General features: G+C 60.8%; 21 protein-coding genes and 1 pseudogene. 10 read left to right on the plus strand and 12 right to left on the minus strand.

The genetic code is table 11. The annotated features are described in order from the left end of the window. The first annotated feature begins 97 nt into the window (after positions 1 to 97). On the plus strand, positions 98 to 1021 hold the full coding sequence (locus GIW48_RS25260) for a LysR family transcriptional regulator (RefSeq protein WP_236460825.1): 924 nt from the start codon (positions 98 to 100) through the stop codon (positions 1019 to 1021). Positions 1022 to 1043: 22 nt separating this feature from the next. On the opposite strand, the gene phnX is transcribed toward GIW48_RS25260, so the two are convergent. The 5 genes from phnX to GIW48_RS25285 all read right to left on the minus strand — a co-directional run bounded on the left by phnX (position 1044) and on the right by GIW48_RS25285 (position 6101). Further along, a complete protein-coding gene (gene phnX, locus GIW48_RS25265; protein ID WP_017137004.1) occupies positions 1044 to 1871 on the minus strand; it encodes a phosphonoacetaldehyde hydrolase in 828 nt (275 codons plus the stop codon). Between the two features lie 89 nt (positions 1872 to 1960). Beyond that, positions 1961 to 2833, minus strand: coding sequence for a LysR substrate-binding domain-containing protein (locus tag GIW48_RS25270; protein ID WP_017137003.1), 873 nt, complete (start codon positions 2831 to 2833; stop codon positions 1961 to 1963). Positions 2834 to 2853: 20 nt separating this feature from the next. After that, on the minus strand, positions 2854 to 4149 hold the full coding sequence (locus GIW48_RS25275) for an MFS transporter (RefSeq protein ID WP_017137002.1): 1296 nt from the start codon (positions 4147 to 4149) through the stop codon (positions 2854 to 2856). Between the two features lie 103 nt (positions 4150 to 4252). Beyond that, positions 4253 to 5344 (minus strand): iron-containing alcohol dehydrogenase PsrA, encoded by a 1092-nt coding sequence (gene psrA, locus GIW48_RS25280; RefSeq protein ID WP_026013707.1) that lies wholly within the window; start codon positions 5342 to 5344, stop codon positions 4253 to 4255. A 112-nt stretch (positions 5345 to 5456) separates the two neighbouring features. Next, entirely contained in the window at positions 5457 to 6101 is a 645-nt protein-coding gene (locus tag GIW48_RS25285) for a TetR/AcrR family transcriptional regulator (RefSeq protein ID WP_017137000.1), read from the minus strand. A 121-nt stretch (positions 6102 to 6222) separates the two neighbouring features. Here GIW48_RS25285 and GIW48_RS25290 point away from each other — a divergent pair, with 121 nt between their 5' ends. After that, positions 6223 to 7440 (plus strand): MFS transporter, encoded by a 1218-nt coding sequence (locus tag GIW48_RS25290; RefSeq protein WP_170037869.1) that lies wholly within the window; start codon positions 6223 to 6225, stop codon positions 7438 to 7440. A 204-nt stretch (positions 7441 to 7644) separates the two neighbouring features. Then, on the plus strand, positions 7645 to 8511 hold the full coding sequence (locus GIW48_RS25295; protein WP_017136998.1) for a DNA/RNA non-specific endonuclease: 867 nt from the start codon (positions 7645 to 7647) through the stop codon (positions 8509 to 8511). Between the two features lie 85 nt (positions 8512 to 8596). On the opposite strand, the gene GIW48_RS25300 is transcribed toward GIW48_RS25295, so the two are convergent. The 5 genes from GIW48_RS25300 to GIW48_RS25320 are packed head-to-tail and all read right to left on the minus strand — an operon-like array spanning position 8597 to position 13581. Further along, on the minus strand, positions 8597 to 9616 hold the full coding sequence (locus GIW48_RS25300) for a branched-chain amino acid aminotransferase (RefSeq protein WP_017136997.1): 1020 nt from the start codon (positions 9614 to 9616) through the stop codon (positions 8597 to 8599). A 33-nt stretch (positions 9617 to 9649) separates the two neighbouring features. Continuing rightward, positions 9650 to 10900 carry an ATP-grasp domain-containing protein gene (locus GIW48_RS25305; protein WP_236460824.1) on the minus strand — a complete coding sequence of 417 codons (1251 nt, stop codon included), beginning with the start codon at positions 10898 to 10900 and terminating at the stop codon, positions 9650 to 9652. After that, positions 10897 to 11844, minus strand: a complete 948-nt coding sequence (locus GIW48_RS25310; protein ID WP_236460823.1) for a DMT family transporter — start codon at positions 11842 to 11844, stop codon at positions 10897 to 10899. The genes GIW48_RS25305 and GIW48_RS25310 overlap by 4 nt, the downstream gene beginning before the upstream one ends. Continuing rightward, complete coding sequence (locus tag GIW48_RS25315) at positions 11841 to 13046, minus strand: DUF6421 family protein (protein WP_236460822.1); 1206 nt, start codon at positions 13044 to 13046, stop codon at positions 11841 to 11843. Before GIW48_RS25315 ends, GIW48_RS25310 begins: the two co-directional genes overlap by 4 nt. Continuing rightward, positions 13033 to 13581: a hypothetical protein gene (locus GIW48_RS25320; protein WP_017136993.1), complete on the minus strand. Its 549-nt coding sequence runs from the start codon at positions 13579 to 13581 to the stop codon at positions 13033 to 13035. The genes GIW48_RS25315 and GIW48_RS25320 overlap by 14 nt, the downstream gene beginning before the upstream one ends. Before the next feature lie 240 nt (positions 13582 to 13821). Between GIW48_RS25320 and GIW48_RS25325 the strand changes: the two genes are divergently transcribed. From GIW48_RS25325 to GIW48_RS25345, 5 genes are all read left to right on the plus strand, one after another. After that, positions 13822 to 15033, plus strand: coding sequence for a YeeE/YedE family protein (locus GIW48_RS25325; protein WP_170037877.1), 1212 nt, complete (start codon positions 13822 to 13824; stop codon positions 15031 to 15033). A gap of 26 nt (positions 15034 to 15059) precedes the next feature. Further along, a complete protein-coding gene (locus GIW48_RS25330; protein WP_169984752.1) occupies positions 15060 to 15935 on the plus strand; it encodes a LysR family transcriptional regulator in 876 nt (291 codons plus the stop codon). Positions 15936 to 16046: 111 nt separating this feature from the next. Continuing rightward, positions 16047 to 16472 (plus strand): VOC family protein, encoded by a 426-nt coding sequence (locus tag GIW48_RS25335; protein ID WP_236460821.1) that lies wholly within the window; start codon positions 16047 to 16049, stop codon positions 16470 to 16472. Positions 16473 to 16630: 158 nt separating this feature from the next. After that, complete coding sequence (locus tag GIW48_RS25340; protein WP_170037882.1) at positions 16631 to 17173, plus strand: cysteine hydrolase family protein; 543 nt, start codon at positions 16631 to 16633, stop codon at positions 17171 to 17173. A gap of 4 nt (positions 17174 to 17177) precedes the next feature. Then, complete coding sequence (locus GIW48_RS25345) at positions 17178 to 18161, plus strand: GlxA family transcriptional regulator (protein ID WP_017136987.1); 984 nt, start codon at positions 17178 to 17180, stop codon at positions 18159 to 18161. Here GIW48_RS25345 and GIW48_RS25350 read toward each other — a convergent pair. After that, positions 18132 to 18299 (minus strand): DUF2986 domain-containing protein, encoded by a 168-nt coding sequence (locus GIW48_RS25350; RefSeq protein ID WP_017136986.1) that lies wholly within the window; start codon positions 18297 to 18299, stop codon positions 18132 to 18134. The genes GIW48_RS25345 and GIW48_RS25350 overlap by 30 nt on opposite strands. A gap of 140 nt (positions 18300 to 18439) precedes the next feature. Here GIW48_RS25350 and panB point away from each other — a divergent pair. Further along, a pseudogene (gene panB / locus GIW48_RS25355) lies at positions 18440 to 19255 on the plus strand (3-methyl-2-oxobutanoate hydroxymethyltransferase). Here the strand turns inward: panB and GIW48_RS25360 are convergent. After that, on the minus strand, positions 19243 to 20619 hold the full coding sequence (locus GIW48_RS25360) for an aminotransferase-like domain-containing protein (protein WP_236460820.1): 1377 nt from the start codon (positions 20617 to 20619) through the stop codon (positions 19243 to 19245). The pseudogene panB and the gene GIW48_RS25360 sit on opposite strands and share 13 nt — an antisense overlap. A gap of 299 nt (positions 20620 to 20918) precedes the next feature. Between GIW48_RS25360 and GIW48_RS25365 the strand changes: the two genes are divergently transcribed. Next, positions 20919 to 21902: a DUF1852 domain-containing protein gene (locus GIW48_RS25365; protein ID WP_236460819.1), complete on the plus strand. Its 984-nt coding sequence runs from the start codon at positions 20919 to 20921 to the stop codon at positions 21900 to 21902. The last annotated feature ends 11 nt before the right edge of the window (positions 21903 to 21913 follow it).

Consider the following 21913-nt stretch of genomic DNA (forward strand, 5'->3'; position numbering starts at 1 on the left):
CAAAGAAGGCCGATGACTCATTCTCGTCCGGCGCGCTGTATTAAAGGCCAAGAGGCTGGTAAGAATGACGTCGGATAGTGAGCCGATGTAATCAATCATGAAACGCCATTTCGAAGATTTGCAGCTGGGCAGCATCGAGCTGTTCTGCCTCGCTGCCGAAGCCGGCAGTTTTACCGCTGCTGCGCAGGCTGCGGGCGTTACCCCGGCCGCCGTCAGCCGCAGTATTTCGCGCCTGGAAGAACGCCTGGGCTCGCGCTTGTTTGTGCGCACCACGCGCAGCATTCGCCTCACCGACAGCGGCCGCACATTTTACGAGCAGTGCCGCCAGGCGCTGACGCAACTGGTGGAGGCCCAGCAACAGGTGATGGGCGCGCAGGCGGTGCCGTCCGGGCGCTTGCGCATCAGTGTGCCGACCACTTACGCGCATCACCGCTTGCTGCCGCTGCTGCCCAGGTTCCGTGCGCAGTACCCGCAAGTCACTGTGGATATCCACATCAGCAACCGCAATATCGACTTCATTGCCGAAGGTTATGACCTGGCCATTCGCGTGCGCGCCCAGCCGGATTCGTCGCTGATCGCGCGGCTGCTGGAAGATGCCGAGCTGGTGGTTGTCGCCGCACCAGCATACTTGCAGCGCGCCGGTACGCCGCAGACGCTGGACGATCTGCCATTGCATGAGTGCATTCAGTTTGAACTGCCCAGCAATGGCCGGCGCATCCCCTGGCTGTTCCAGCTGCAAGGCCAGGAGCAGGAGTTTGCCGGAGAGGCCGGTTACAGCATTGCCCATGATGTGCTGGGCGGCGTAACCCTGGCCAAACACGGCGCGGGGTTGTTTCAAACCTACAAGTTTATCGTTGAACGTGAGTTGGCCGACGGCAGCCTGGTTGAAGTGCTGAAGCCGTTCGGCGGGCGTTCACGGCCCTTTACCTTGCTGTATCCCCATGGGCGCTATGTGCCGCATCGGGTGCGGGCGTTTGTGGATTTTTTGCTGGCATGTCGGGACGAATGGGGCACGCTTTAACAGCAGGCGTGCCCCGATCCGGTCAGACGCCTTGGGGTGTTTCCCCGCGTGCCAGGCGGGCGTTGATGTCTTCAACCACCGCCGCCAGATCGACGATGGTGTCGATCAGGTAATGCGGGCGGGCGCCTTCGAACAGCTGGCCGATGCGTGTACGTTCTTCGGCAAGTTTCTGCGCCGGCAGCGCCTTGAACTGCTCGTAGGTCAGGCCCAGGGCATTGCCGGAGCATGTGAGTGCCACCGTCCACATGCCGGCGCTGCGACCTTCGAGGATACCGGGCCAGGTGTCATCGACCTTGACGCACGCCGCAACGTCGCTGATGCCCAGCGCGATCACATTGGCCAACGCCTGCGCCGGGTACGGGCGGCCGTTGGGCACTTCATCGGTGGCCACCACGTGGTCGGCGACGTAGCCGTTCTGGCGGGCCAGCTCCACGACTTTGGCCATGACCACTGCCGGGTAGCCCGAGCACGAGCCGATCTTGAGGCCTTTGCTGCGCAGGGCTGCAATGGCTTCCAGGGCGCCGGGGATCACCGCCGAATGCAGTGCAATCTTTTCGATTTGCAGGGGCATGAAGCGTTCATACAGCGCGGTGACGTCCTCATCGGTCGGCAGGCGATCAAACACGGCGCGGTAGCGTTCGGCAATTTGCGGCTGGTTGCACAGCGTACGGATGTGGTCCCACTTGCCCATGCCCATGGGGCCGCGCGCCTCCTCCAGTGACACCGCCACGCCAAACTCGGCAAAGGCTTCGACGAAAATCTGGGTGGGGGCAAACGAGCCGAAATCCACCACGGTGCCTGCCCAGTCCAGGACGACAGCTTGCAGTTGCTTGGGTTGTTGGTAATGCATGGTCAATCTCCAGTTGCGGGTACAGGGAGGCCGTCCCTTTCGCGTGCGAGAGGTAGGCGGCCAGTTCAAGGGTCAAGCGTGTGGGGTATTCAGGTGGTCGGTGTGGGGCTTGAGTCGAACAGTTCGGCGATCATGGGTCGATTGCGTCGGATGCCCAGGCAACACAGGTGGTAGTCGATGGAAAACGGGTGATTTACAAAGGTAATCGGGGTCGTACCGGGCGTTTCGGCGTATTCGACCGCCGATACAAAACCGATACCGATACCCTTGGCGATCGCATGCACGATGGCTTCGCGGCTGTTGAGTTGCATCACACAATTAAGCGAGACACCCAGGCGTGTGCAGCTTTCCTCCACCAGTTGGCGAGTGCGCGAGCTTTTTTCACGCATCACCCATTTCTCCTGACTGATCTGCTCCACATGCACCTCCTTCTGGCTGGCCCAAGGATGGTCGTTGCGCACCACGGCAATGATCGGGTAACGGTGGTAAAGCTGCGTGTCGAAGCGCTGGTCGAATTCGGACAGCGCCAGGATCGCCACATCGATATCAAAATTGAACAGCCGGTCCAGGGTTTCCTTTTCGGGTGAGAAGGAGGTTTCCAGCTCGATATCCGGGTGACGTTGCATCAGCTCGTACGTCAGGTTCATCGCAATCGGCGGCGACACCGCCCCCAGGCGTAACATGCCGAGCTTGCGTTGCTTGAAACTCTGCAGCAATTGCACGGCTTCATCCTCTTGCCCGAACAGGCCCTGGGTGATCGCATACAGCTGGTGGCCCGCGGCGCTCATTTCGACAAAACGCCCGCGCCGGTGGAACAACTCAACGGAGAACTTCCTTTCCAGGGCATTCACCTGTTCGCTGACGGTCGGCTGCCCAACACTCAGGAACTCGGCGGCAAGGGTGAAACTGCCGGTCTTCGCCACCGCATGAAAGGAGCGCAGCCACTTGTGGTACTGGTACATGCAAAGGTCCTGTGGCTGGCTCAGCGTCTGATGAACAGTGCGACCACCGCGCTGCTCAGGCAGGCAGTCGTCACCACCAGAAAGATCAGCGACGTGTTGCCGGTACTGTCGAGCATACTGCCGATCAGCGGTTCCGCCAGCCCGGCAAACAGGTAGGACGAGAAATTCATCACACCGGTCGCGGTCCCGGCGCGCTTGGCGCCGACCAGGTCCGGGCACAGAGCCCAGAAACTCGACGCCGGGCCATAGACGAAAAAGCCACACAGAAACAACGCGACCAGGCCGATGGCGCTATGCGGCGGCAGGCTCCACATCCACAGGCTGGTGGCGGCACCGAGGACCATGTACAGCATGATCGCCAGGTAGCGTTTTGAGCCGAACAGCTTGTCCGACACCCAGCCATTGCTCAAGGCGCCGATGGCCATGCCAACGGGCAAGGCAACGGTGATCCACTTGGGGTCGACCAGGCTGTCGCCGCTTTTCCAGTTGGCGCCCAGGAAGTGCACCGGCACCCACACGATCAAGCCGTAGCGCGCAGCGTTCTGAAACCCCAGGGACACGGCTGCGATGATCAGGCGGGCATTTTTCAGCACCGCCTTGTAGCGCTGTAACGAGCTTTCGACGGCGCCGTGCGCCACCTCATGGTTCTTGTCTTCGGCATTGGCCACGCCGGTATCGGCAAGGGCTTCGAAACCCATGTCCTGTGGGCGTTCGCGGGCCACCAGGTAAAAGATGATGCCGCCAGCGAGCATCAGCAGCACCGGCAAGCGGAAGATCCAGCGCCATTCCAGTTGCAGCACTTCAAGCACGATAATCGATGTGACGTAGGACAGGATCGAGGCGCAACCGGCGGCGAAGACATAAAAGCCGTAGACCTTGCCGCGCTCGCCCGCGCTCCACCAGTTGGAGATCAGCCGGCTGCCGGGCGCCCAGCCCAGGGCCTGAAAATAGCCATTGAGGCCCCAGGGCAGGATCAGGCTGGCAAAACCGCCGGCAAAGCTGGTCACCCAGTTGGCGGCGCACGACAGCACCGCGCCGAGGGTCATGATGCGCCGCCCGCCAAACTTATCGGCAAGGTTGCCGTTGATGGCCTGGCCGATAGCGTAGGCCCACAGCATGGCCGCAGAGGCCCAGCCGAGGGTTTCCTTGGTCAAGCCGAACTCGGCCTGGATGCCGGGGATGGCAAAACCGAAGGTTTGCCGGCCAGTGTAGAAAAACAGGTAGCAGAACATCGCTGCCAGCAGCATTCGCCATTGGGCGACTCGAAACGAGGCGGTTTTCACGGTAAGGCCAGGCAAGGCTTGGGCACGGTTCATGATCTTTTCCTTTTTATTGTTGGTTCCCACCGAGTGGTGTCGGTGGGCGCACTCTTGCGAGGGTGCGGCAGGAAATCGTCGCTACAGGGGTAAACGGCTGGCTTCAGGCGGCGTGGGCACCGATGAAGTTTTTGCCGCGTGCGCCCTGCAGGGCGAAGTTGATCATGGCTTCGGCCTGGGAGGCTGTTACACCGTAGTCGGCAAACTCCGTCTTCACCTCAAGGCTGTGCAGAAAGTCGCGCAGCCTGTGTTGGGCGTGCTGCAAGTCGCTGCCGAAAATCCGCTGAAGGGTTCGGTCACGCGCTGCGTTGCGACCCCAGGCCAGGCCCAGCACCAGCGGCAGCGTGAACGAGCAGGCAATGCCATGCGGCAGGCCGTGGTGCAGGGTCATTTCGTAGGAGATGGAATGGGCGAGGGCGGTCTTGGTGTTGGAGAACGCCAACCCGGCTTTAAGGGCCGCCAACGCCATGCGCGAGCGCAGTTCCTGATTGGCCAGGTCACGCCGCAGCAACGGCAGGCATTCGAGGATGTCTTCGATGGCCGAAATGGCGAACGTGTCCGAGATGGGGTTGGCATTGATGTTCCATACCGCTTCCAACGCATGGGACAAGGCGTCCAGCCCGGTGGAGACGGTGACGCCGGCGGGCACGGTGAGCATCAATTGTGGGTCGATGATCGCCACCTTCGGCCAGGTACACGCCAGGTGCAGCGAGTACTTTTTCAGGCTCGCCGAGTCCCAAATGGTGGCCCAAGGCGTGACTTCACTGCCGGTTCCCGCCGTGGTGGGCGCGGCAATCAGGATTTTGCTGCGCGCAGGCACAAAGGGTTTGCCCGTGGCCAGCAACGCCAGCAACTCATCGAAACGGCCGGACTCGGTGCCCACAATCAGCGCTTTGGCCGTGTCGATCGCGCTGCCGCCGCCCACGGCAATCACCGCATCACAGTCGCCGGCTACCTGCCAGAAACGTTCATAGGTATCGCGCAGTTGCGCCACGTCGGGGTTGGGCTGCACGTCTTCGATGAGGTACACCAGGCGGTCGCCGAGCAGGTCCTGGATACGCTCCACCAGGCCCAGCCCACGCGCTTCGGGAAAGGTCACCAGCGCCACGGTCTGGCCTTGGGTGATGTCGGCAAGCTCGAGCAGGCTGCCGCAGCCGAAACGCGTGTCTACTGGGTTGTGAAATCGGGCAGTCATGGCGAGTCCTTTGTTTTTGTTGTTGGAAGTGGCCCCATAGTCGGGGCGCTTCAACAAAGGCTCAAATCGATAATTCGCGGGTGTGCATCGGCTGGGCCGATAACGGGCCGGTTCAGGCGTGATTGAAGTGGGTGCGCGGTGCGACGGTTGAGGCTGCAACATCCCATGTCAGCAGGAGTTGAGTGATCGCCGCGTCGATAGCCACATGCGGCACGTTATCGCGCGCCAGAATCGAAACGCCCTGCAAGAAACTGTCAAATACCGTCGCCATCGACGCTGCCTGCGTGGTGCCCGGCAATTGCCCAAGACGTATCCCGCGCTCAATGCAGGCCACAATCCCGGCCCGGGTGCGCACGCGTGATTGCGTCAGCGCATCCGCGACCCGCGCATTCTCCGGGCTGGGTGCGCTCATCACGCCCAGCGCCACCATGCAGCCTTTGGGGTGCCCGTCTTCACACTGCATGCGCGCCGACTGGCGCAGCGCGGTTTCGATGGCCTTACGCGGGGGCAAAGCCTCATCCCACAGGCATTCGGTGACCTGGGCGTAGGTGGCCAGATAACGCTGCACGCATTCATCGAACAGCGCTTCTTTGGAGCCGAATGCGGCGTAAAAACTCGGCGCGGAGATACCGCCACCCAACCCGGCCTTGAGCTGGGCGAGGGAGGTGGCGTCGTAACCGTGCTGCCAAAACAGGTGCATGGCCTGTTCCACGGCCTGGTCTCGGTCGAAATTACGCGGGCGGCCCATTTGTGCCATGTGGGGAATCCTCTGGGTAAGCGAGATAAATACTAGTCGATACATAAGTCGTTGACAACGAGCTGTGTGTGCACGCAACATTTATATCGATCAGTATCTAAGTCATCTCAAGGAGTCTCCCGTGACACCCTCACTCAGCTTATCCGCGGCATCCGACCGGCTGCCCATTGGCGCCTTGCTCGCCCTGGCCATGACCGGCTTTATCTGCATCGTCACCGAAACCCTGCCCGCCGGGCTGTTGCCGCTGATCAGCGACGGCCTGGCGATTTCGCCGTCGATGGCCGGGCAGATGGTCACGGCCTACGCGCTGGGGTCGGTGCTGGCGGTGATTCCCATGACCATAGCCACCCGTGGTTGGCGGCGGCGCAACGTGTTGCTGCTGACTATCGTCGGCTTTCTGCTGTTTAACTCCATCACCGCGCTGTCGTCCCAGTACGGCGTAACCCTGGTGGCGCGGTTCTTTGCCGGCGTGGCGGCGGGGCTGGCCTGGAGCCTGCTGGCCGGTTATGCCCGGCGCATGGTTGCGCCGCATCAACAGGGTCGGGCGCTGGCACTGGCCATGGTGGGTACGCCGATTGCGTTGTCGCTGGGTGTGCCGCTGGGCACTTGGCTGGGCGGCCTGGTGGGCTGGCGTACGACGTTCGGCCTGATGTCGGCGCTGACGCTGCTGCTGATCGTGTGGGTGCTGGTGAAAGTCCCGGACTATCCACCGCAGCCTGCGCACCAGCGGCTGTCCCTGGGCCAAGTGCTGACCACGCCCGGCGTGCGGCCGGTGCTGGCGGTGGTGATCAGTTGGATGTTGGCGCACAACATTTTGTACACCTACATTGCCCCGTTTGTGGCGCGTGCAGGCTTGGCTGAGCGTGTGGATTTAGTCTTGCTGGTGTTCGGCATTGCCGCGTTGGTGGGGATCTGGTTGACGGCCAAGCTGGTCGAGCCGTTGTTGCGCAAGACGGTGCTGGTAAGCCTGGTGACGTTTGCAGCAGTAACCCTGGTGTTCGGCTTTTTGGGCAGCGTGCCGCAGGTGATCTACCTTGGCGTGGCCGTGTGGGGCCTGAGCTTTGGGGGGGCCGCGACACTGCTGCAAACCGCGTTGGCCGATGCAGCTGGAGAGGGCGCCGATGTGGCGCTGTCGCTGAACGTGGTGGCGTGGAACAGCGCCATTGCGGCCAGCGGCGTGGTCGGTGGCGTGTTGCTGGAGACGTGGGGCGCCGCCTCATTTCCATGGGCAATGGCGCTGTTGCTGCTGGTGGCGTTGGTGATTGCCTGCACGGCGCATGCCCATGGCTTCAAACCGGGACGGCGGTCAGCCGATGGGCCTGCGGTGGCGGGGCACTAGGCGCTAAGCGAGCTTCACGGTCATGGTGCCGCCTGCCAGTTCGGCAAGTTGCTTCCCCGGCAGGCGCAGCATCCTGCGTGAAGCGCTGGCGTGCTTTAACGAGGTGGGGAGCCTGGCGCAGGTGGCCTGGAATTCGATCCGTCAGGCGTCGCACTAAAGTTTAAAGTGAGGGTCCATTAGGCTCCTCACTTTAAGATATAAAACATGCACTTACGCATTATTGCAGTCGGCCTGTCGGCGTGTGTTCTGCTCTCGCCCGGCGCGCAGGCCCGCAGCCTGCTGGACCTGATCAAACCACCGGCCCATGAACACACTTCGCGCTCAAGCTCCATCAGCCAAAGCGCGGCCCTTGGTCTCTATTCCCGTCAAGAAAAACAGCTCTCCTTCGACGGCTGCGCGGACCTGTTTCCTGGCGCCACGCCGATCAACACGGCCACCGTACCCGCCTCGATGAAACCCATGGCGCTGTGTTCGGATCACTTTGCGGTGCTCTACTCGCAAACCAGCAAGACGCCTTTGGTGGTGGTCGAGCGTTTGAACGCCGCACAGTTGAAAGACGCCAAGGGTGAAGAGCGCACCAACCAGTTTTATCCCGACCCGCGCATTCCCAAAGGCGCCCGCGCCGAGCTGAGCGACTACCGCAGCCAGCACCCGGCGGTGGACCGCGGCCACCAGTCCCCAGCCGCCGATGCGCCAAGTGCAAATGCCATGGCGCAGTCCTTCGCCTTGTCGAACATGGTGCCGCAAGACCCCACCAATAACCGCAAGATCTGGAGCAAGGTCGAGGCCGACGTGCGCAAGTTCGCGGTACGTGCAGGCGGTAATGTGTTTGTGTTCACCGGCCCGTTGTTTGATGCCGGCTACAGCACCATCGGCGACAACAAGGTGTGGGTGCCGACACGCCTGTTCAAGCTGGTGTACGACGCTTCGTCCAAACGTGCCTGGGCCTATGTGCTGCCCAACGCCGAAACCCGTATCCAGAAGCCGATGGACTACGACACCTTTGTGAAAAGCACCGGGCTCAAGTTGCTTGGCAACTTGCCGGTTACCGGTTCAGTGGGGCGGACATGAGCCCTTTCGGCCGGTCTGACTGACGCTTGATCGGCCCGCTGTACTGACACCCACGGGGTGTCGGCACAGCGAGCGCCTCAGGGCTTTAGACTTTTTCGATCCAGCCTGCCGGTGCTTCAACGTCGCCGTTCTGGATGCCCGTCAACTCATTGAACAAACGTTGGGTCATCGGGCCGGCTTCATGTTCACTGTGGAATACATGCAGGTGATCGTTGTAGCGGATACCGCCAATCGGTGTGATAACCGCTGCGGTGCCGCACGCGCCGGCTTCCTTGTACGCCGCCAGGTTGTCGATATAAACGTCCTCTTCCACCGCCTTGAGCCCCAGACGGCTTTGCGCAAGCTCGATCAACGAGGCGCGGGTGATGCCAGGCAATACTGAAGGTGAACGCGGCGTCACAAAGGTGTTGTCATGGGTGATGGCAAAGAAATTCGCCGAGCCGACTTCTTCGATTTTTTTATGGGTCAGCGGGTCGAGGTAAATGCAGTCGGCAAAACCCGCCTGCCGTGCCTCGGTACCGGGTAGCAGGCTGGCCGCGTAGTTTCCGCCGACCTTGGCGGCGCCGGTGCCATTGGGGGCGGCGCGGTCGTAGTCCGAAATGATGAAGTTGCTCGGTTGCAACACGCCTTTGAACAACGCGCCGACCGGGATGCAAAACACGCAGAAGATAAACTCCGGCGCGGTACGCACACCGATGTTATCGCCCACACCGATGACGAAAGGTCGTAGATACAGCGAGCTGCCTGTTCCGTAGGGCGGCAGGAAGCGTTCGTTGGCCTTGATCACCTGCTTGCAGGCATCAATGAATTGCGCGGTCGAGACGGGCGGCATCAGCAGCCGTGAGCAACTGCGCTGCATACGGGCAGCATTCTGATCGGGGCGAAACAGGTTGATCGAACCATCCTTGCAACGGTAGGCCTTCATCCCCTCAAAACACTGCTGGCCATAATGCAATGCGGTTGAGCCTTCGCTGATATGCAGTTGGTTATCTTCGGTCAGTGCACCTTCCTGCCACTGGCCGTCACGCCAATGTGCGATGTAACGAAGGTCGGTTTTCCTGTAGCTGAAACCCAGGTTATTCCAATCCAGTTGCGGATGTTCCATATCACGACTCCCGAACCCGGCTACGGGTGGTATTTATTGGTTCCAGTTGATGCTCAAGGAAGCATCAAGCCATTGGTGGTAAGCGCTCGCCGCCTCATCCGAGGCATGTACCGAGAAGATGAACCCTGGGTAGCCGCCAAACGCGGGAGGGGGTGGTGAAAGATGCCCTGCCTCGAAAAAAGTCACGATCCGGGCGGTTTCAGGGTGCTCCGCGACCTTTTCCAGCCCGCTGAAACCGTTGAAACGGCCATCGCCGCGCAGAGGAATGATGTAGTTTGCTGCCACTTTGGCGGCCGGCAGCACATCGGGCAGTGCCGGGGTGGGCAAACCCAGGGCGGCCTTCATGCACAGTGCGGCGAACGACACGCCGGTGCTCTGTTCCACCACAAAGTGCGAGACCCCCGAGCCCCCTATGCGTGCGCCGATTTCAATCACATACGCTTGCTGGTTGGCATCCAGGCGCAGCTCCACATGGGCGGCGCCCATGGTAATGCTCAGTGCCTTGACCCCGGCGCGCGCGGTCTCACACAGGGCCATGATCAAGGGGTCGTCGATATCTCGACGCTGGCGGTAGATCGTTTCTTCAAACCAGGGCCCTTCGGGTTGGCCCTTGTCGCCCACTGCCAGGACATGCACCCCTTCGATATCGACAAAGCACTCCACAACGAATTCTTTACCCGGCAAATACTGTTCAACAACCAGGCCTGCGGCTTTGTCCTGGTCATAGAAACGAGCCAGGTCCTTGCTCTGGACCTCCCAGACCGCGTTGACGAGGGCGGGAAGCTCTTCGGCCGTTTTGGCCAGCATCACACCGGTGCTCGACCAGCCGGAGAGCGGCTTGATCACCAGTGGCAACCCCAGGGCGCGGGTTTGCGACAGGTCGTGCGGGTTATCGATGTAGCAAAAGCCCGGCGACCTCAAGCCTGCCTCGGCAAAGGCCTGGCGCATCAGGTACTTGTTGCGGGCCAGCGCCGCCACATGGGGATCGATGCCAGGGGTACCGATTTTTTGCGCCGCCAGTGCCGTCCAGATGATCGCTTCTTCGCGAACCGTCATCACCCCGCCAATCCCTCTCTCTTGCACGCCGGCCCCGAACGCTTCCAACGCCACCTGCGGCTCGTCGAAAACCGGCAGCTGCCAGGTCGACGTGACTGCCGGCAAGTGCGCGGGGGCGCTTTCGGTCGTGTCGTAAATCAGTACCAGTTCAATACCTGCCGCTTCTGCGGCCTCAAATACAAAGGACAACTTGGCACTGCGGTGGCAAACCAACGCCAGCTTTTTCATTTTATTTCCTCACTAACCGGTTGGTTTGGGGCACGACGCTTGAACGTCCAGCCCGAGGCGCCTGATGCATCCATGAATAACAGGGTGATCCCCACCATGACCGCAATCATCGCGACGATTTTTACTGCACCCAAGGTCGTGCCGGAGCCGATCAACCACTCACCGGTGACCACGGCGAACGGTGCCAGCAAGCCAATCGCATTGGCATACAGCACGCCGCCCTCGGCCAAAACCTTCTGGTACAACACATACACCGGCGCCGAGCAGGCAGCCCCCAGGATCAGCACTTTGAGCGCATCCTCAAGGTTCAGGCGCAACAAGGGCGCGGGGTCGAGAATGAACAGCGGCACAAAGCACGCCGCGGCGATCAGTGTGACCCAGGCCAGCGAGTTGATCAGTGGCAAATCCTTGAGGTAGCGCTTGGACAGCAGGCCATAAACGGCGTAGGAAAGCGCCGCGACCAGGGCCAGCGCAATGCCACACGGGCTGACTGCGCTAACGTCACCGGTGTGGGTATTGAACGCCAGCGCCGCGACACTGACGATCACCACACCCGCCAGTTTGAGCCAGGAAAACCCCAGGCTGCGTGTCAGCAGGCCCAGCAAGTAGGTAATGCCCGGGATCGTCGCCAGGACCATGGTCAGGTCGCTGGCTTTCAGCGTTTTCAAGGCGCCGAAGCTGCAGACAAAATAGAGCGAGAACCCCAGGATCGACAGGATGAAAAACCCCGGCATCCTGGCGAGCAGCGGCTTGGATGACAGCGGCGGTCGCGTGCCGAACGCCACGATCAACCATAAGGCGGCGGTTGTGGCCCACAGCCTGAGCCCAACGGCATGCATCACCGAAATGCTACCGAGCAGGTTTTTCGAGAGCAGCCAACTGATCGAGAACAACGCGAGAATGGCCACGGTGAACAGCAGCAGACGGACCTTCAATGCATTCATTGGGGGCACTCGGCCAGCACGCGGCGTGCGTAGTGCGTGGCCGGGAAATTGAAACGTGCCAGTGGGGTTTGCGGTGTGCCCAGATGTTGCTGAACATAGGCTTTGGCACCCGCCAGGTAGGCCTCGTCGTCGAGTGCTTCGAGGGCCTCGATATCGGCAATCATCGACACAAGCTTTTGGTCAAGACGCTCGCTGTCAAAGCTGAGGTGGCCGTGCTCGGTTTCGACCAATGCGTTGGCATTGATCAGCATCTCAAAGAGCAAAATCCCGGTGCCGGCATCGAACGTCATATGCTGGTCCGAGCCCTTGGGGTAGCGGAACATGCGCTCGAGCAGAATGAACTCGGCGATTTCACGCCAAAAGTCCGGACGGTGTTCCAGCACCAGGCGCACCGTAATCAAGTCACACTTGGTTTCTTCCAGCAGGCCGGTAAACCAGTTCAGCTTTATGTACAGGTTTTTGTCCAACGGGCGTGGCCCGGTGTGGTGCGCATAGTCATGGTAATAACCCCACAGGCAACGCGCGTCGTACATGTCTGGCTCAGACATCTGGCGGCTGCTCAATTGGCCGAACAGGAACGGGCTTTGGCGCCCGAACAGACGGTCTGCCTCGACGAGTGTCTGTTCGTTGTAGATACGCAGAAACTTGCTGAAGAAGAACAGCGCGAAGGTCTGTTTATCGACCTTGGCTGCCGTCGCCACGGACTCTGGAAACAGCACTATGCAATTGCCTTGCAGGAACCCCTTCGAGGCCGCTCCCAGCTTGATGCATTGAAACGGTGCCACGTACTGCTCGGTGTACTGCGCGGCCTTTGCCAGGTAAGGGGTTTCACTGCGGTAGCCGGTGACCAGCTCCAGCCGAAAGCCTTCGGGGTCAGGGCCGTTGGTCGCGCGCATGGGGGCCAGTAGAAACAAGGCGTCGCCGGGTGCAGGGGTGTTGAAACTGGCGAGAGTTTTATCGAATAGAGGCCGTTGATCCAGGCCATTCTTCAGCCAGTTGCCCAGGTCTTCCAGGGTCGCCGTCAACAGCGGCGCAGATAGCCCGTCGATCATTGCGGCGTGCCGGTCGAGCTCGGTGATCAAGCGGTTGATGAGGGCATGGTCGGCTACGTTCGGCGCCTTGATGCTGCCATCCAGTTCCTGGCGGGCACGCACTTCGTCGACGATATTGACCAGGGTCGACAGCGGATCAGGCTTTTGCATGGTCGGCTCGCTTCAGCGAATGGACCAGAAAGGCCATCGGCACCTGGCCGAAATCCTCAATGATGTTCAGCTCATGCAGGTCTGCCGCGACCACGGTGGTCACGCACGCATCTGCCTGGCCAGTGCTGCACAGCACGGCGGCATCGGCATTGCTGTTGGCGAACACTTTGCGGTAGTGGCTTGCCACCAGGGATTGGGGCGCGGGATGGGTTGCCACACTCTTTATCTGGTCGGCGCTGGTACGGCTGGCAAGCACCATGGAGTGGGTCGGCATGATGAAGCTGTCGCACAGCTCCATATCGCCCAGGCGGGTAAAAATCAGCGTATGCAAATCGGGGTACGCGGCGCAGCTTAAAAGATAGCCGTCCTGTTTCCCGGACAACTCATCAAAGGCTTGCTCAAGCGTCTCATGCAGAACAATTCGCTGCGTGCCATTGCGCGCTTCACGAGAATCAAGCCACCACTGCGCGGCGGTGGCGCAATTGGTACCCTCGGGGCCGAGCGTATAGATGGTCGGACTGATAGCCGTGTGCATGCTTTAACTTCCTTGTCAGAGCCCACCGGACAGCGGGCCAGAATCCATTCCTGCCACCCATTGGTGGCTGCCTTGGCGGAGGTTACTGTAGGTTTTTTGTTCAAGCAATACACCCGGCGAAACTAAACGTTGCCACCTTCGCAGGCGTTGCCTGGCCGTCTGAATTCCTGCAAAGGCCGACCCTGTCAGGGTTTATACTCACCGCCAAACTTCCCCCTCCGATCAAATCCGAGAAAGCCCATGAGCACCTCCCTTTCCCTGACCCCCGCGCGCAAGCCTATCGCGCCGTTGGCGGCTTTTATCATCCTGGTGGCCGGTGCCGTATTCCTGCAAAACAGCGTCGGCTCGCGCCAGGTGCTGTTGCTGGTGGTCGGCGCCGCATTGGGCTTGACCCTGTACCACGCCGCTTTCGGATTCACGTCGGCCTGGCGCGTATTTATCAATGATCGGCGCGGCGCCGGTTTGCGCGCACAGATGGTCATGCTGGCAGTGGCGGTGTTGCTGTTCTTCCCGGCGCTGGGAGCGGGCACGTTGTTCGGGCAGCCGGTGGTCGGGCTGGTGGCACCGGCTGGCGTATCGGTGGTGTTCGGGGCGTTTATCTTTGGTATCGGCATGCAGTTGGGCGGCGGTTGTGCGTCCGGCACGCTGTTCACCGTCGGCGGCGGCAATGCGCGCATGCTGGTGACGCTGCTGTTTTTTATCTGCGGTTCGCTGATTGCCACGCACCATGTGGATTGGTGGTTCGCGTTGCCGGCGTTCCCGGCGGTGTCCATCGTCAAGAGCTTCGGCGTGTTGCCGGCCATGATTCTGAGCCTTGCCGTGTTCGCGGTCATCGCGCTGGTCACCGTGCGTTTGGAGAAGGGCCGACACGGCCAGCTTGAACCCGGCGTGAGCAGCGAGCACATCGGCCTGCGCCGCTTCCTGCGCGGGCCTTGGCCATTGGTGTGGGGGGCAATCGGTTTGGCGCTGCTTAACTATGCGACGCTGGCGCTGGCCGGGCGGCCATGGGGCATTACCTCGGCGTTCGCGCTGTGGGGCGCCAAAGTGGCCAGCGGCTTGGGTGTGGACGTGGCCAGTTGGGCGTTCTGGCAAATGCCGGGCAATGCCAAAGCCCTGGCAGCGCCCGTGTGGGAAGACATCACCAGCGTGATGGACATCGGCATCGTCCTCGGCGCGCTGTTGGCTGCGGGCCTGGCCGGGCGTTTTGCCCCAAACCTGAAAATCCCGGCACGTTCGCTGGTGGCCGCAGTGATCGGTGGTTTGCTGCTGGGCTATGGCTCGCGCCTGGCCTACGGCTGCAACATCGGCGCGTACTTCAGCGGCATCGCCTCCGGCAGCCTGCATGGCTGGGTGTGGTTGGTGGCAGCCTTTATTGGTAACAGCGTCGGTGTGCGACTGCGCCCGTTCTTCTTCGCAGGCGAGCGACCGCAGGTGGCCTTGAGCGGTTGCTGAACCCCAACGATCGATAAGGTAGCCCCATGATCAGAGAGCTGAGAACCTTCGTGAGCGCCGCCCGCCGTGGCACTTTCGCCGCCGCCGGGCAGCAGGTGGGGCTGACGCAATCGGCTGTGAGTGCGCAGATCAAACACCTCGAGGACGCCCTGGGCGTCAAGCTGTTCGACCGCACCGGTCGCTCCGCCACGCTCAATGCGGCCGGGCAGCGCGCGGTGCCGCTGGCGGAGGAGATCCTCGATATTTTCTCGCGCATGGGCGCGCCCGACAGCGCCAACAACTTTCACGGCTCGCTGCGCATCGGCGCCATCGGCAGTGTGCAAACCGGCCTCCTGCCCCAGGCGCTGGTCGCGCTTAAACGCCGCGCGCCGTTTATCGAGGTCAGCCTGGTGCCCGGCGTTTCGCTCAACCTGCTCAGCCAGGTGGATGCCGGTGAGCTGGACCTGGCGATCATGATCCACCCGCCGTTCAACCTGCCCAAAGACCTGAATATCGAAGTGATCGCCCGCGAACCCTTTGTGCTGATTACCGCCAAGGACGTGCAGGGCGACGACCCGCTGCAGATCCTGCGCGAGCAACCCTTCGTGCGGTATGACCGTGGCTCGTTCGGCGGGCGCCAGGTCACGCAGTTTCTCAAGGAACACAAGATCCAGACCCGGCAAGCGCTGGAACTCGACGAGCTGGACGCCATCGTCAAGATGGTACGCAGCGGCCTCGGCGTGTCGCTGGTGCCCCTGGCCGGCCTGTGGCTGGAACACGGCAGTGACGTGCGGGTTTTGCGATTGGACAAGCTCACGTTCTACCGTGAAATCGTGCTGCTGACCAAGTACACCCAGCGCCAATTGCCGCTCTTCGAATTATTCAGGGCGTGCGTCATCGAAGTGCTGGATGCGCCGAAGTAGGGCGCGAGCATCGAAATTATAGAGGCTCAGGGCGAAGGATATCCGCTTTATCCGTGGGGCTTTCTGGTGAAGAATCGGGTTCTAACCAAACAGAACCTGCAGGTAGCCACCGTGAGCCTTTCTCCCTTTCACCTAGCGATTCCCGTCTACGACCTGGCCGCCGCGCGTCACTTCTACGGCGATGTGTTTGGCCTTTCGGAAGGTCGCTCCAGTGCGCAATGGGTCGACTTCGATTTCTACGGCCACCAACTGGTGATTCACGAGCACCCCAAGACGCAATCCCAGGAATCGGTGCACTCCAACCCCGTGGACGGCCACGCTGTGCCGGTGCCGCATTTCGGCGTCATCCTGCAATGGGACCAGTGGGAAGCCTTGGCCGATCGGCTGCGCGCGCGGGAGACCGAGTTTGTGATCGAACCCTACATCCGCTTCAAGGGTGAGGTGGGCGAGCAGACCACCATGTTCCTGTTCGACCCGTGCGGCAACGCCCTGGAGTTCAAGGCGTTCAAGGACATGGGCCAGCTGTTCGCCAAGTAATTGCTCACCGTGCGCAAACGTCCCAGGGTGATTTGCGCCGCTGAGCCGGTATGTCTGAATCGGTCCTGAAGTGGTCCGGCACCTGCCTGTCGCTCATCGGCGCGGGTGCTTACCATGGCTTGCATCAACCACTGTGATGCAAGCCACGAGGACCTGTCATGAACCATAAAGCCCTTATTGTTATCGATGTGCAGCATTCGTTCCGTCATTCTGCTTACTGGTCCGAAAATGACCTGCCGTTGTTCCTGGAAAAACAGCAAGCGCTGATCGATGGGTGTGTTCAACAGGGCATCCCGGTGATACAAGTCTTCCATGTTGAAGACCAAGGGCACTTTTCGATGGCATCGGGCAATGTCAAAACCTTGAGTGAGTTGTCGATCAACCCCGACCTGATCATTCACAAGCGCTTTCACAGCGCCTTTGCCGGCACGCCGTTGGCTGCACGGCTTACGGAGATGGGCGTGAGCGCGCTGATCATCAGTGGCATCCGCACCGAACAGTGCTGCGAAACCACCACCCGGCAGGCGTCGGACAGCGGTTTTGCGGTGGATTTTGTCAGCGAGGCGACCCTGACCTTCCCGATGACCCACGCACGCAGTGGCCGCGAATACAGCGCCGCCGAGATTCGTGAGCGTACCGAACTGGTGCTGGAAGAGCGCTTTGCGCGCATCGTCACCGTCGCCCAGGCGCTGGAGCGTTGAACCCGTGAGCGTGCCGGTGCTGTTCGTGCTGTTGCCCAATGTGCTGATGCTGGACTTGGCCGGCCCCGCCGAGGTGCTGCGCCTGGCCGCGCAGAGCGAGGACCCTGCGGCTCTCGACTTCGACTTGCAGTACGTCAGCCCGGTGCCGTCCCTGCAAACCTCGATTGGCTTGCCGCTGGCCGGCTTGGCGCCCCTGCCGCCAAGCCTGGCGCCCGGCACGCTGGTGGTGTTGGTCGGCTCCACGTCAAAGGTGAGCAAGGCGCAGCAGCAGGCGTTCGAGTCGGCCAGCGACACCTTGACCCAATGGCTGCAAAGCGTGTTTGCAGCGTCGGGCCAGCGGCTTGTTTGCGTGTGCGCCGGCGCATTAAGTGCCGCCCGCGCGGGGTTGCTCGATGGCCGCCAGTGCACCACCCACCACGCGCTGTGCGAGGCATTGCAGGCCCTGGCGCCCAAGGCCCGCGTGCTGGAAAACCGGCTGTATGTCACGGACGGCCCGGTCAGTTGCAGCGCCGGTGTCACGGCGGGCATCGACCTGATGCTGCACCTGCTCGCCGAGTTGGCCGGGCCACGCCTGGCCTGCAGTGTGGCGCGCGACATGGTGGTGTACATGCGTCGCAGCGGCGCCGACCCGCAGCTCTCAGCCTGGATCACCGGTCGCAACCACCTGCACCCGGCCGTGCACCGAGTGCAGGACGCCATCACCGCGGCGCCCTGTGAAGCCTGGACCGTCACACGCATGGCCGAACTGGCGTGCACCAGCAGCCGACACCTGGCGCGGCTGTTCCACGAACACGTCGGCATCAGCCCGTTGGACTACCTGCACACGCTGCGTATCACCGTGGCCCGTGAACTGCTCATGGCGTCGAGCCTGGACATGGAAACCGTCGCCGAGCGCGCAGGCTTTGGGTCAGCCCGGCACCTGCGGCGTATCTGGAGCAAATATGAGGTGGGGACGCCTTCAAGCGGGCGTGTCGGCGCCGCTGGTTGAGGCTTGATCGGCCTCGGCTTCGAGTTTGGCGCGGTCTGCCTTGCTGATGTACTTGTCTTTGCTTTTCGGCGCCAGTTTGGCGCTGGCCTTCTTGGCTTTAGCCTTGAAGAGCTGCTTGAGTTTTTTCTGGCGGTTCATGTGTCGGTGCCTGATGGGTGAAGGCCCGGATGATATCAGGTTAAAAACCTGGGTCGCTTTTTAGCGTCAATCTGTGCATTGAACACCCTGGGGTTTTATCAATAATCGGGCCGTGAATTCAGCACAAACGGAAAACACCGATGAGCCTCCACACCCGCACCAAACGCCTCACCGTCCCGCAACTGGTCGCCATGAAGGGCCAGCAGAAAATCGTCTCCCTCACCGCGTACTCCAGCGCCATCGCCAAGCTGATCGACCCGCTGGTCGACTTCATTCTGGTGGGTGATTCCACGGCGATGGTCGGCTACGGCCGGGCCTCGACCTTGAGCATGCAGCTGGAAGAAATCATCGGCCACACCCGCGCCGTGGTCGACAGCACGCGCCTGGCCTGCGTCATTGCCGACATGCCCTTTGGCAGTTATCAGGAATCCAACGAGCAAGCGTTTCGCAACTGCGGCCAAGTGCTGGCGCGCACTGGTTGCGATGCGCTGAAGCTGGAGGCCAACGTGGCGTTGGCGGGCACCGTCGAGTTTCTGGTGGCGCGCGGCATTCCGGTGATGGCCCATGTGGGGCTGATGCCGCAGTTCGTCAACGTGATGGGCGGCTTCAAGGCCCAAGGGCTTACCGCCGAAACTGCTGCAGTGATTGCCGCAGATGCCCGTGCCAACCTGGAGGCGGGCGCCTTCGCCCTGTTGCTATAAGGTGTGGCCGAAGGCGTCGCGCGGCAGATCACCCTGGATTCAAGGATGCCCACCATCGGCATTGGCGCTTCACCGGCCTGCGATGGCCAAGTGTTGGTGACCGAAGACCTGTTGGGCCTGGGCGGCGAACACCTGCCGCGCTTCGTCAAACAGTACGCAGATGTAGGCGCGGTGATTCGCGATGCCTGCGAGCGGTTTGCCGACGATGTGCGCCATGGCCGTTTCCCTGAAGCGCGGCATTGCTACGGGCTTTGATCGATCGCCTCGGCCAATCGCTTCACGGCCTGGGCGATATCCTTGCTCCAGTCGAGGGTGTAGCTCAGGCGCAGGTGTTGCGGCCAGGCGCCATGCTGGCTGAACAGCTCGCCAGGGGCGATGACGATGCGTTGGGCCAGCAGGCGCTCAAATACCTGACGCATATCCACCGCATGCGGTGCTTGCAGCCAGAAGCTGGCGCCGCCTTGGGGCGCGATCACCTGCCAATGTTCCTCCAGCAAGGCTTTCATGCCGGTCATGCGCTCCAGCAGCAGCGCCCGCAGCGCTTTTAAATGCGCGTCGATACGCTTGGAGGTGAGCAGCTTGGCGATCGCCTTTTGCCGGATCGGTGACAGGCGAAACCCACGCTCCAGAAACACCCGCTGCAATTGCGGCGCGTGCCCGTGGCACACCGCATAGCCATACGGCGCTTCCGAGCCGATGACTTTATCGAAGGTCGAAAACACCAGCAGCTTCTGCAGGTCGGTGAAGTCGCGATAACGCGGCGGCGGCGCTTCGAAATACAACTCGCCGTAAGTGTCGTTTTCGAACAGCCAGATATCCCGCGCCGCCAGCCAGCGGCAGATCTGCTGCTTGTCCTGTGCCGGCATCACGCCGCCCTGGGGGATATTCACCGTCGACGACAGCACCGCCAGGCGAATCGGCTCACGCATCAGCACGCCTTCCAGCGCCGCCAGGTCGAAACGCCCGTGGGCGTCGAGCGGCATTTCGATCACGCGAATCTTCGCCGCTTGCAACTGGCGCAAAATCGCCCACGAACACGGTGACTCCACCAGCGCCACGGTGCCGCACAGGTCCAGGGCATTAAGTGCCGCATCCAGCACGCTGTGCAAGTCCGCGCCGATATACACCTGGTCGGCCTGCCAGTAGCGGTCGGCGGATTGGGTGTAGCGCTCGGCCAATGCGGTGCGCAACTCGGGCTCACCGAAGGGTAAGTAAAGCGGCGCCAGCGAGCGTGGGTGCTGGCGGGTCAGTTCACGCTCAAGCATCAGCAGCGGGTTTTCCAGCGACAACAGCATCGCCGGTGCATCGCTGCTCAAGGCAAGCATTCCCGGCTGGCGGGCATTGGCGAACACTTGGTCGAGCAGGTTGGTTTCAGTTGTTACCCGTGCAGGCATGGCCCTCGTGAAATAACCCTGTTTGGGCCGCGCGTAGATCCGCCCTTCATCCTCAAGCAAGGCGTAGGCGTACTTGGTGGTCGACACCGATACGCCAAGGCGCTCGGCCAATTGGCGCAGGGACGGCAGTTTGCGTTCGCCTGACGACGGGCTGGCGTCGATCAACTCGACGAGGTAGCGGTAGACCGTCTGATAGGCAAAGCCGGCGTCTTTGGGTTTATCCATGGTCCTTTGAGCTGCGCAAAACAGAGTGGGAAGAGAGCCTGGCAGTATCACTCAAGGCGATCTTATTTGCGCGCGTCTCGGGCTGAACAGCCCATGGCTCGGCCCATTGGGTTTGAGGCAACCCATCATGAACAGGGCTAAAGGTTTAGTGAAATCGTTTCATTATCTCTTGCTCTATAGCCAGCATAGACTCCACCTTAATTATTGAAACTGTAAAGACTTGAGTCAAACGTCGGCGTGTTGCTAAAAGGCAAGCAGTGAACTCAAGTCTGTCTCAACTTTTAAGGTGTCAGGTGGTCATGGATAACGCGTTTGAATTTACGATTAAGAGTGTTTGTTTTGACGAGCACTATCGCCCCTCCGAAAACACGCGCACCACCACTAACTTTGCTAATTTGGCCAGGGGCGAGCGTCGTCAGGAAAACTTGCGCAATACCTTGACGATGATTAATAACCGCTTCAATGCCTTGGCGCATTGGGATAACGCTGGCGGTGATCGGTATGCGCTCGAACTCGAGATTGTTTCGGCTGAAATGCAGATCGGTGTTGAAGGCAATGGGCAGGCCATTCCGCTGATTGAAGTGTTGAAAACCACGATTGTGGACCGCAAAACCAATGAGCGCCTTGAGGGCATCGTCGGCAATAATTTTTCTTCGTATGTACGCGACTATGACTTTAGCGTGGTGTTGTTGGGCCACAACAGAGGCCAGGCTGAATTCAGCACGCCCGATAATTTTGGCGACTTGCATGGCAAGCTGTTCAAGTGCTTTGTGAATTCAGCGGCGTACAGGCAGCACTTTAAGAAGTCGCCCGTCATCTGCCTGAGCGTTTCGAATACCAAGACCTATCACCGGACTGAAAACCAGCACCCGGTATTGGGCGTTGAGTACCAGCAGGATGAGTATTCGCTGACCGATGAGTACTTCAAGAAGATGGGCTTGAAGGTGCGCTATTTTATGCCGCCCAACAGTGTTGCACCCTTGGCATTTTATTTTTTCGGTGACGTGCTGAGTGATTACACGACGCTTGAACTTATCAGCACCATTAGCACGATGGACACCTTTCAAAAGATTTACCGGCCTGAAATTTACAATGCCAATTCTGTCGCCGGAAAACGCTACCAACCCAGTTTGAAGCATCAGGATTATTCATTAACACGCATTGTTTATGATCGAGAAGAACGTGGTCGGCTGGCGATTGAGCAGGGCAGGTTTGTTGAGGAAAATTTCATCAAGCCCTATCACGCTGTGCTTGAACAGTGGTCCGCGCAATACGCCGCTTGACTCATCAAACT

The organism is Pseudomonas sp. PA-6-3C, assembly GCF_021605825.1.
GTDB lineage: Bacteria > Pseudomonadota > Gammaproteobacteria > Pseudomonadales > Pseudomonadaceae > Aquipseudomonas > Aquipseudomonas edaphica.

Coding starts and splice junctions, on each gene's coding strand:
- GIW48_RS25360 (WP_236460820.1), bottom strand. CDS start 20,619: ATGGATAAACCCAAAGACGCCGGCTTTGCCTATCAGACGGTCTACCGC.
- psrA (WP_026013707.1), bottom strand. CDS start 5,344: ATGACTGCCCGATTTCACAACCCAGTAGACACGCGTTTCGGCTGCGGC.
- GIW48_RS25285 (WP_017137000.1), bottom strand. CDS start 6,101: ATGGCACAAATGGGCCGCCCGCGTAATTTCGACCGAGACCAGGCCGTG.
- GIW48_RS25300 (WP_017136997.1), bottom strand. CDS start 9,616: ATGGAACATCCGCAACTGGATTGGAATAACCTGGGTTTCAGCTACAGG.
- GIW48_RS25330 (WP_169984752.1), top strand. CDS start 15,060: ATGATCAGAGAGCTGAGAACCTTCGTGAGCGCCGCCCGCCGTGGCACT.
- phnX (WP_017137004.1), bottom strand. CDS start 1,871: ATGCATTACCAACAACCCAAGCAACTGCAAGCTGTCGTCCTGGACTGG.
- GIW48_RS25315 (WP_236460822.1), bottom strand. CDS start 13,046: ATGCAAAAGCCTGATCCGCTGTCGACCCTGGTCAATATCGTCGACGAA.
- GIW48_RS25340 (WP_170037882.1), top strand. CDS start 16,631: ATGAACCATAAAGCCCTTATTGTTATCGATGTGCAGCATTCGTTCCGT.
- GIW48_RS25305 (WP_236460824.1), bottom strand. CDS start 10,900: ATGAAAAAGCTGGCGTTGGTTTGCCACCGCAGTGCCAAGTTGTCCTTT.
- GIW48_RS25325 (WP_170037877.1), top strand. CDS start 13,822: ATGAGCACCTCCCTTTCCCTGACCCCCGCGCGCAAGCCTATCGCGCCG.
- GIW48_RS25295 (WP_017136998.1), top strand. CDS start 7,645: ATGCACTTACGCATTATTGCAGTCGGCCTGTCGGCGTGTGTTCTGCTC.
- GIW48_RS25320 (WP_017136993.1), bottom strand. CDS start 13,581: ATGCACACGGCTATCAGTCCGACCATCTATACGCTCGGCCCCGAGGGT.
- GIW48_RS25270 (WP_017137003.1), bottom strand. CDS start 2,833: ATGTACCAGTACCACAAGTGGCTGCGCTCCTTTCATGCGGTGGCGAAG.
- GIW48_RS25350 (WP_017136986.1), bottom strand. CDS start 18,299: ATGAACCGCCAGAAAAAACTCAAGCAGCTCTTCAAGGCTAAAGCCAAG.
- GIW48_RS25310 (WP_236460823.1), bottom strand. CDS start 11,844: ATGAATGCATTGAAGGTCCGTCTGCTGCTGTTCACCGTGGCCATTCTC.
- GIW48_RS25260 (WP_236460825.1), top strand. CDS start 98: ATGAAACGCCATTTCGAAGATTTGCAGCTGGGCAGCATCGAGCTGTTC.
- GIW48_RS25365 (WP_236460819.1), top strand. CDS start 20,919: ATGGATAACGCGTTTGAATTTACGATTAAGAGTGTTTGTTTTGACGAG.
- GIW48_RS25275 (WP_017137002.1), bottom strand. CDS start 4,149: ATGAACCGTGCCCAAGCCTTGCCTGGCCTTACCGTGAAAACCGCCTCG.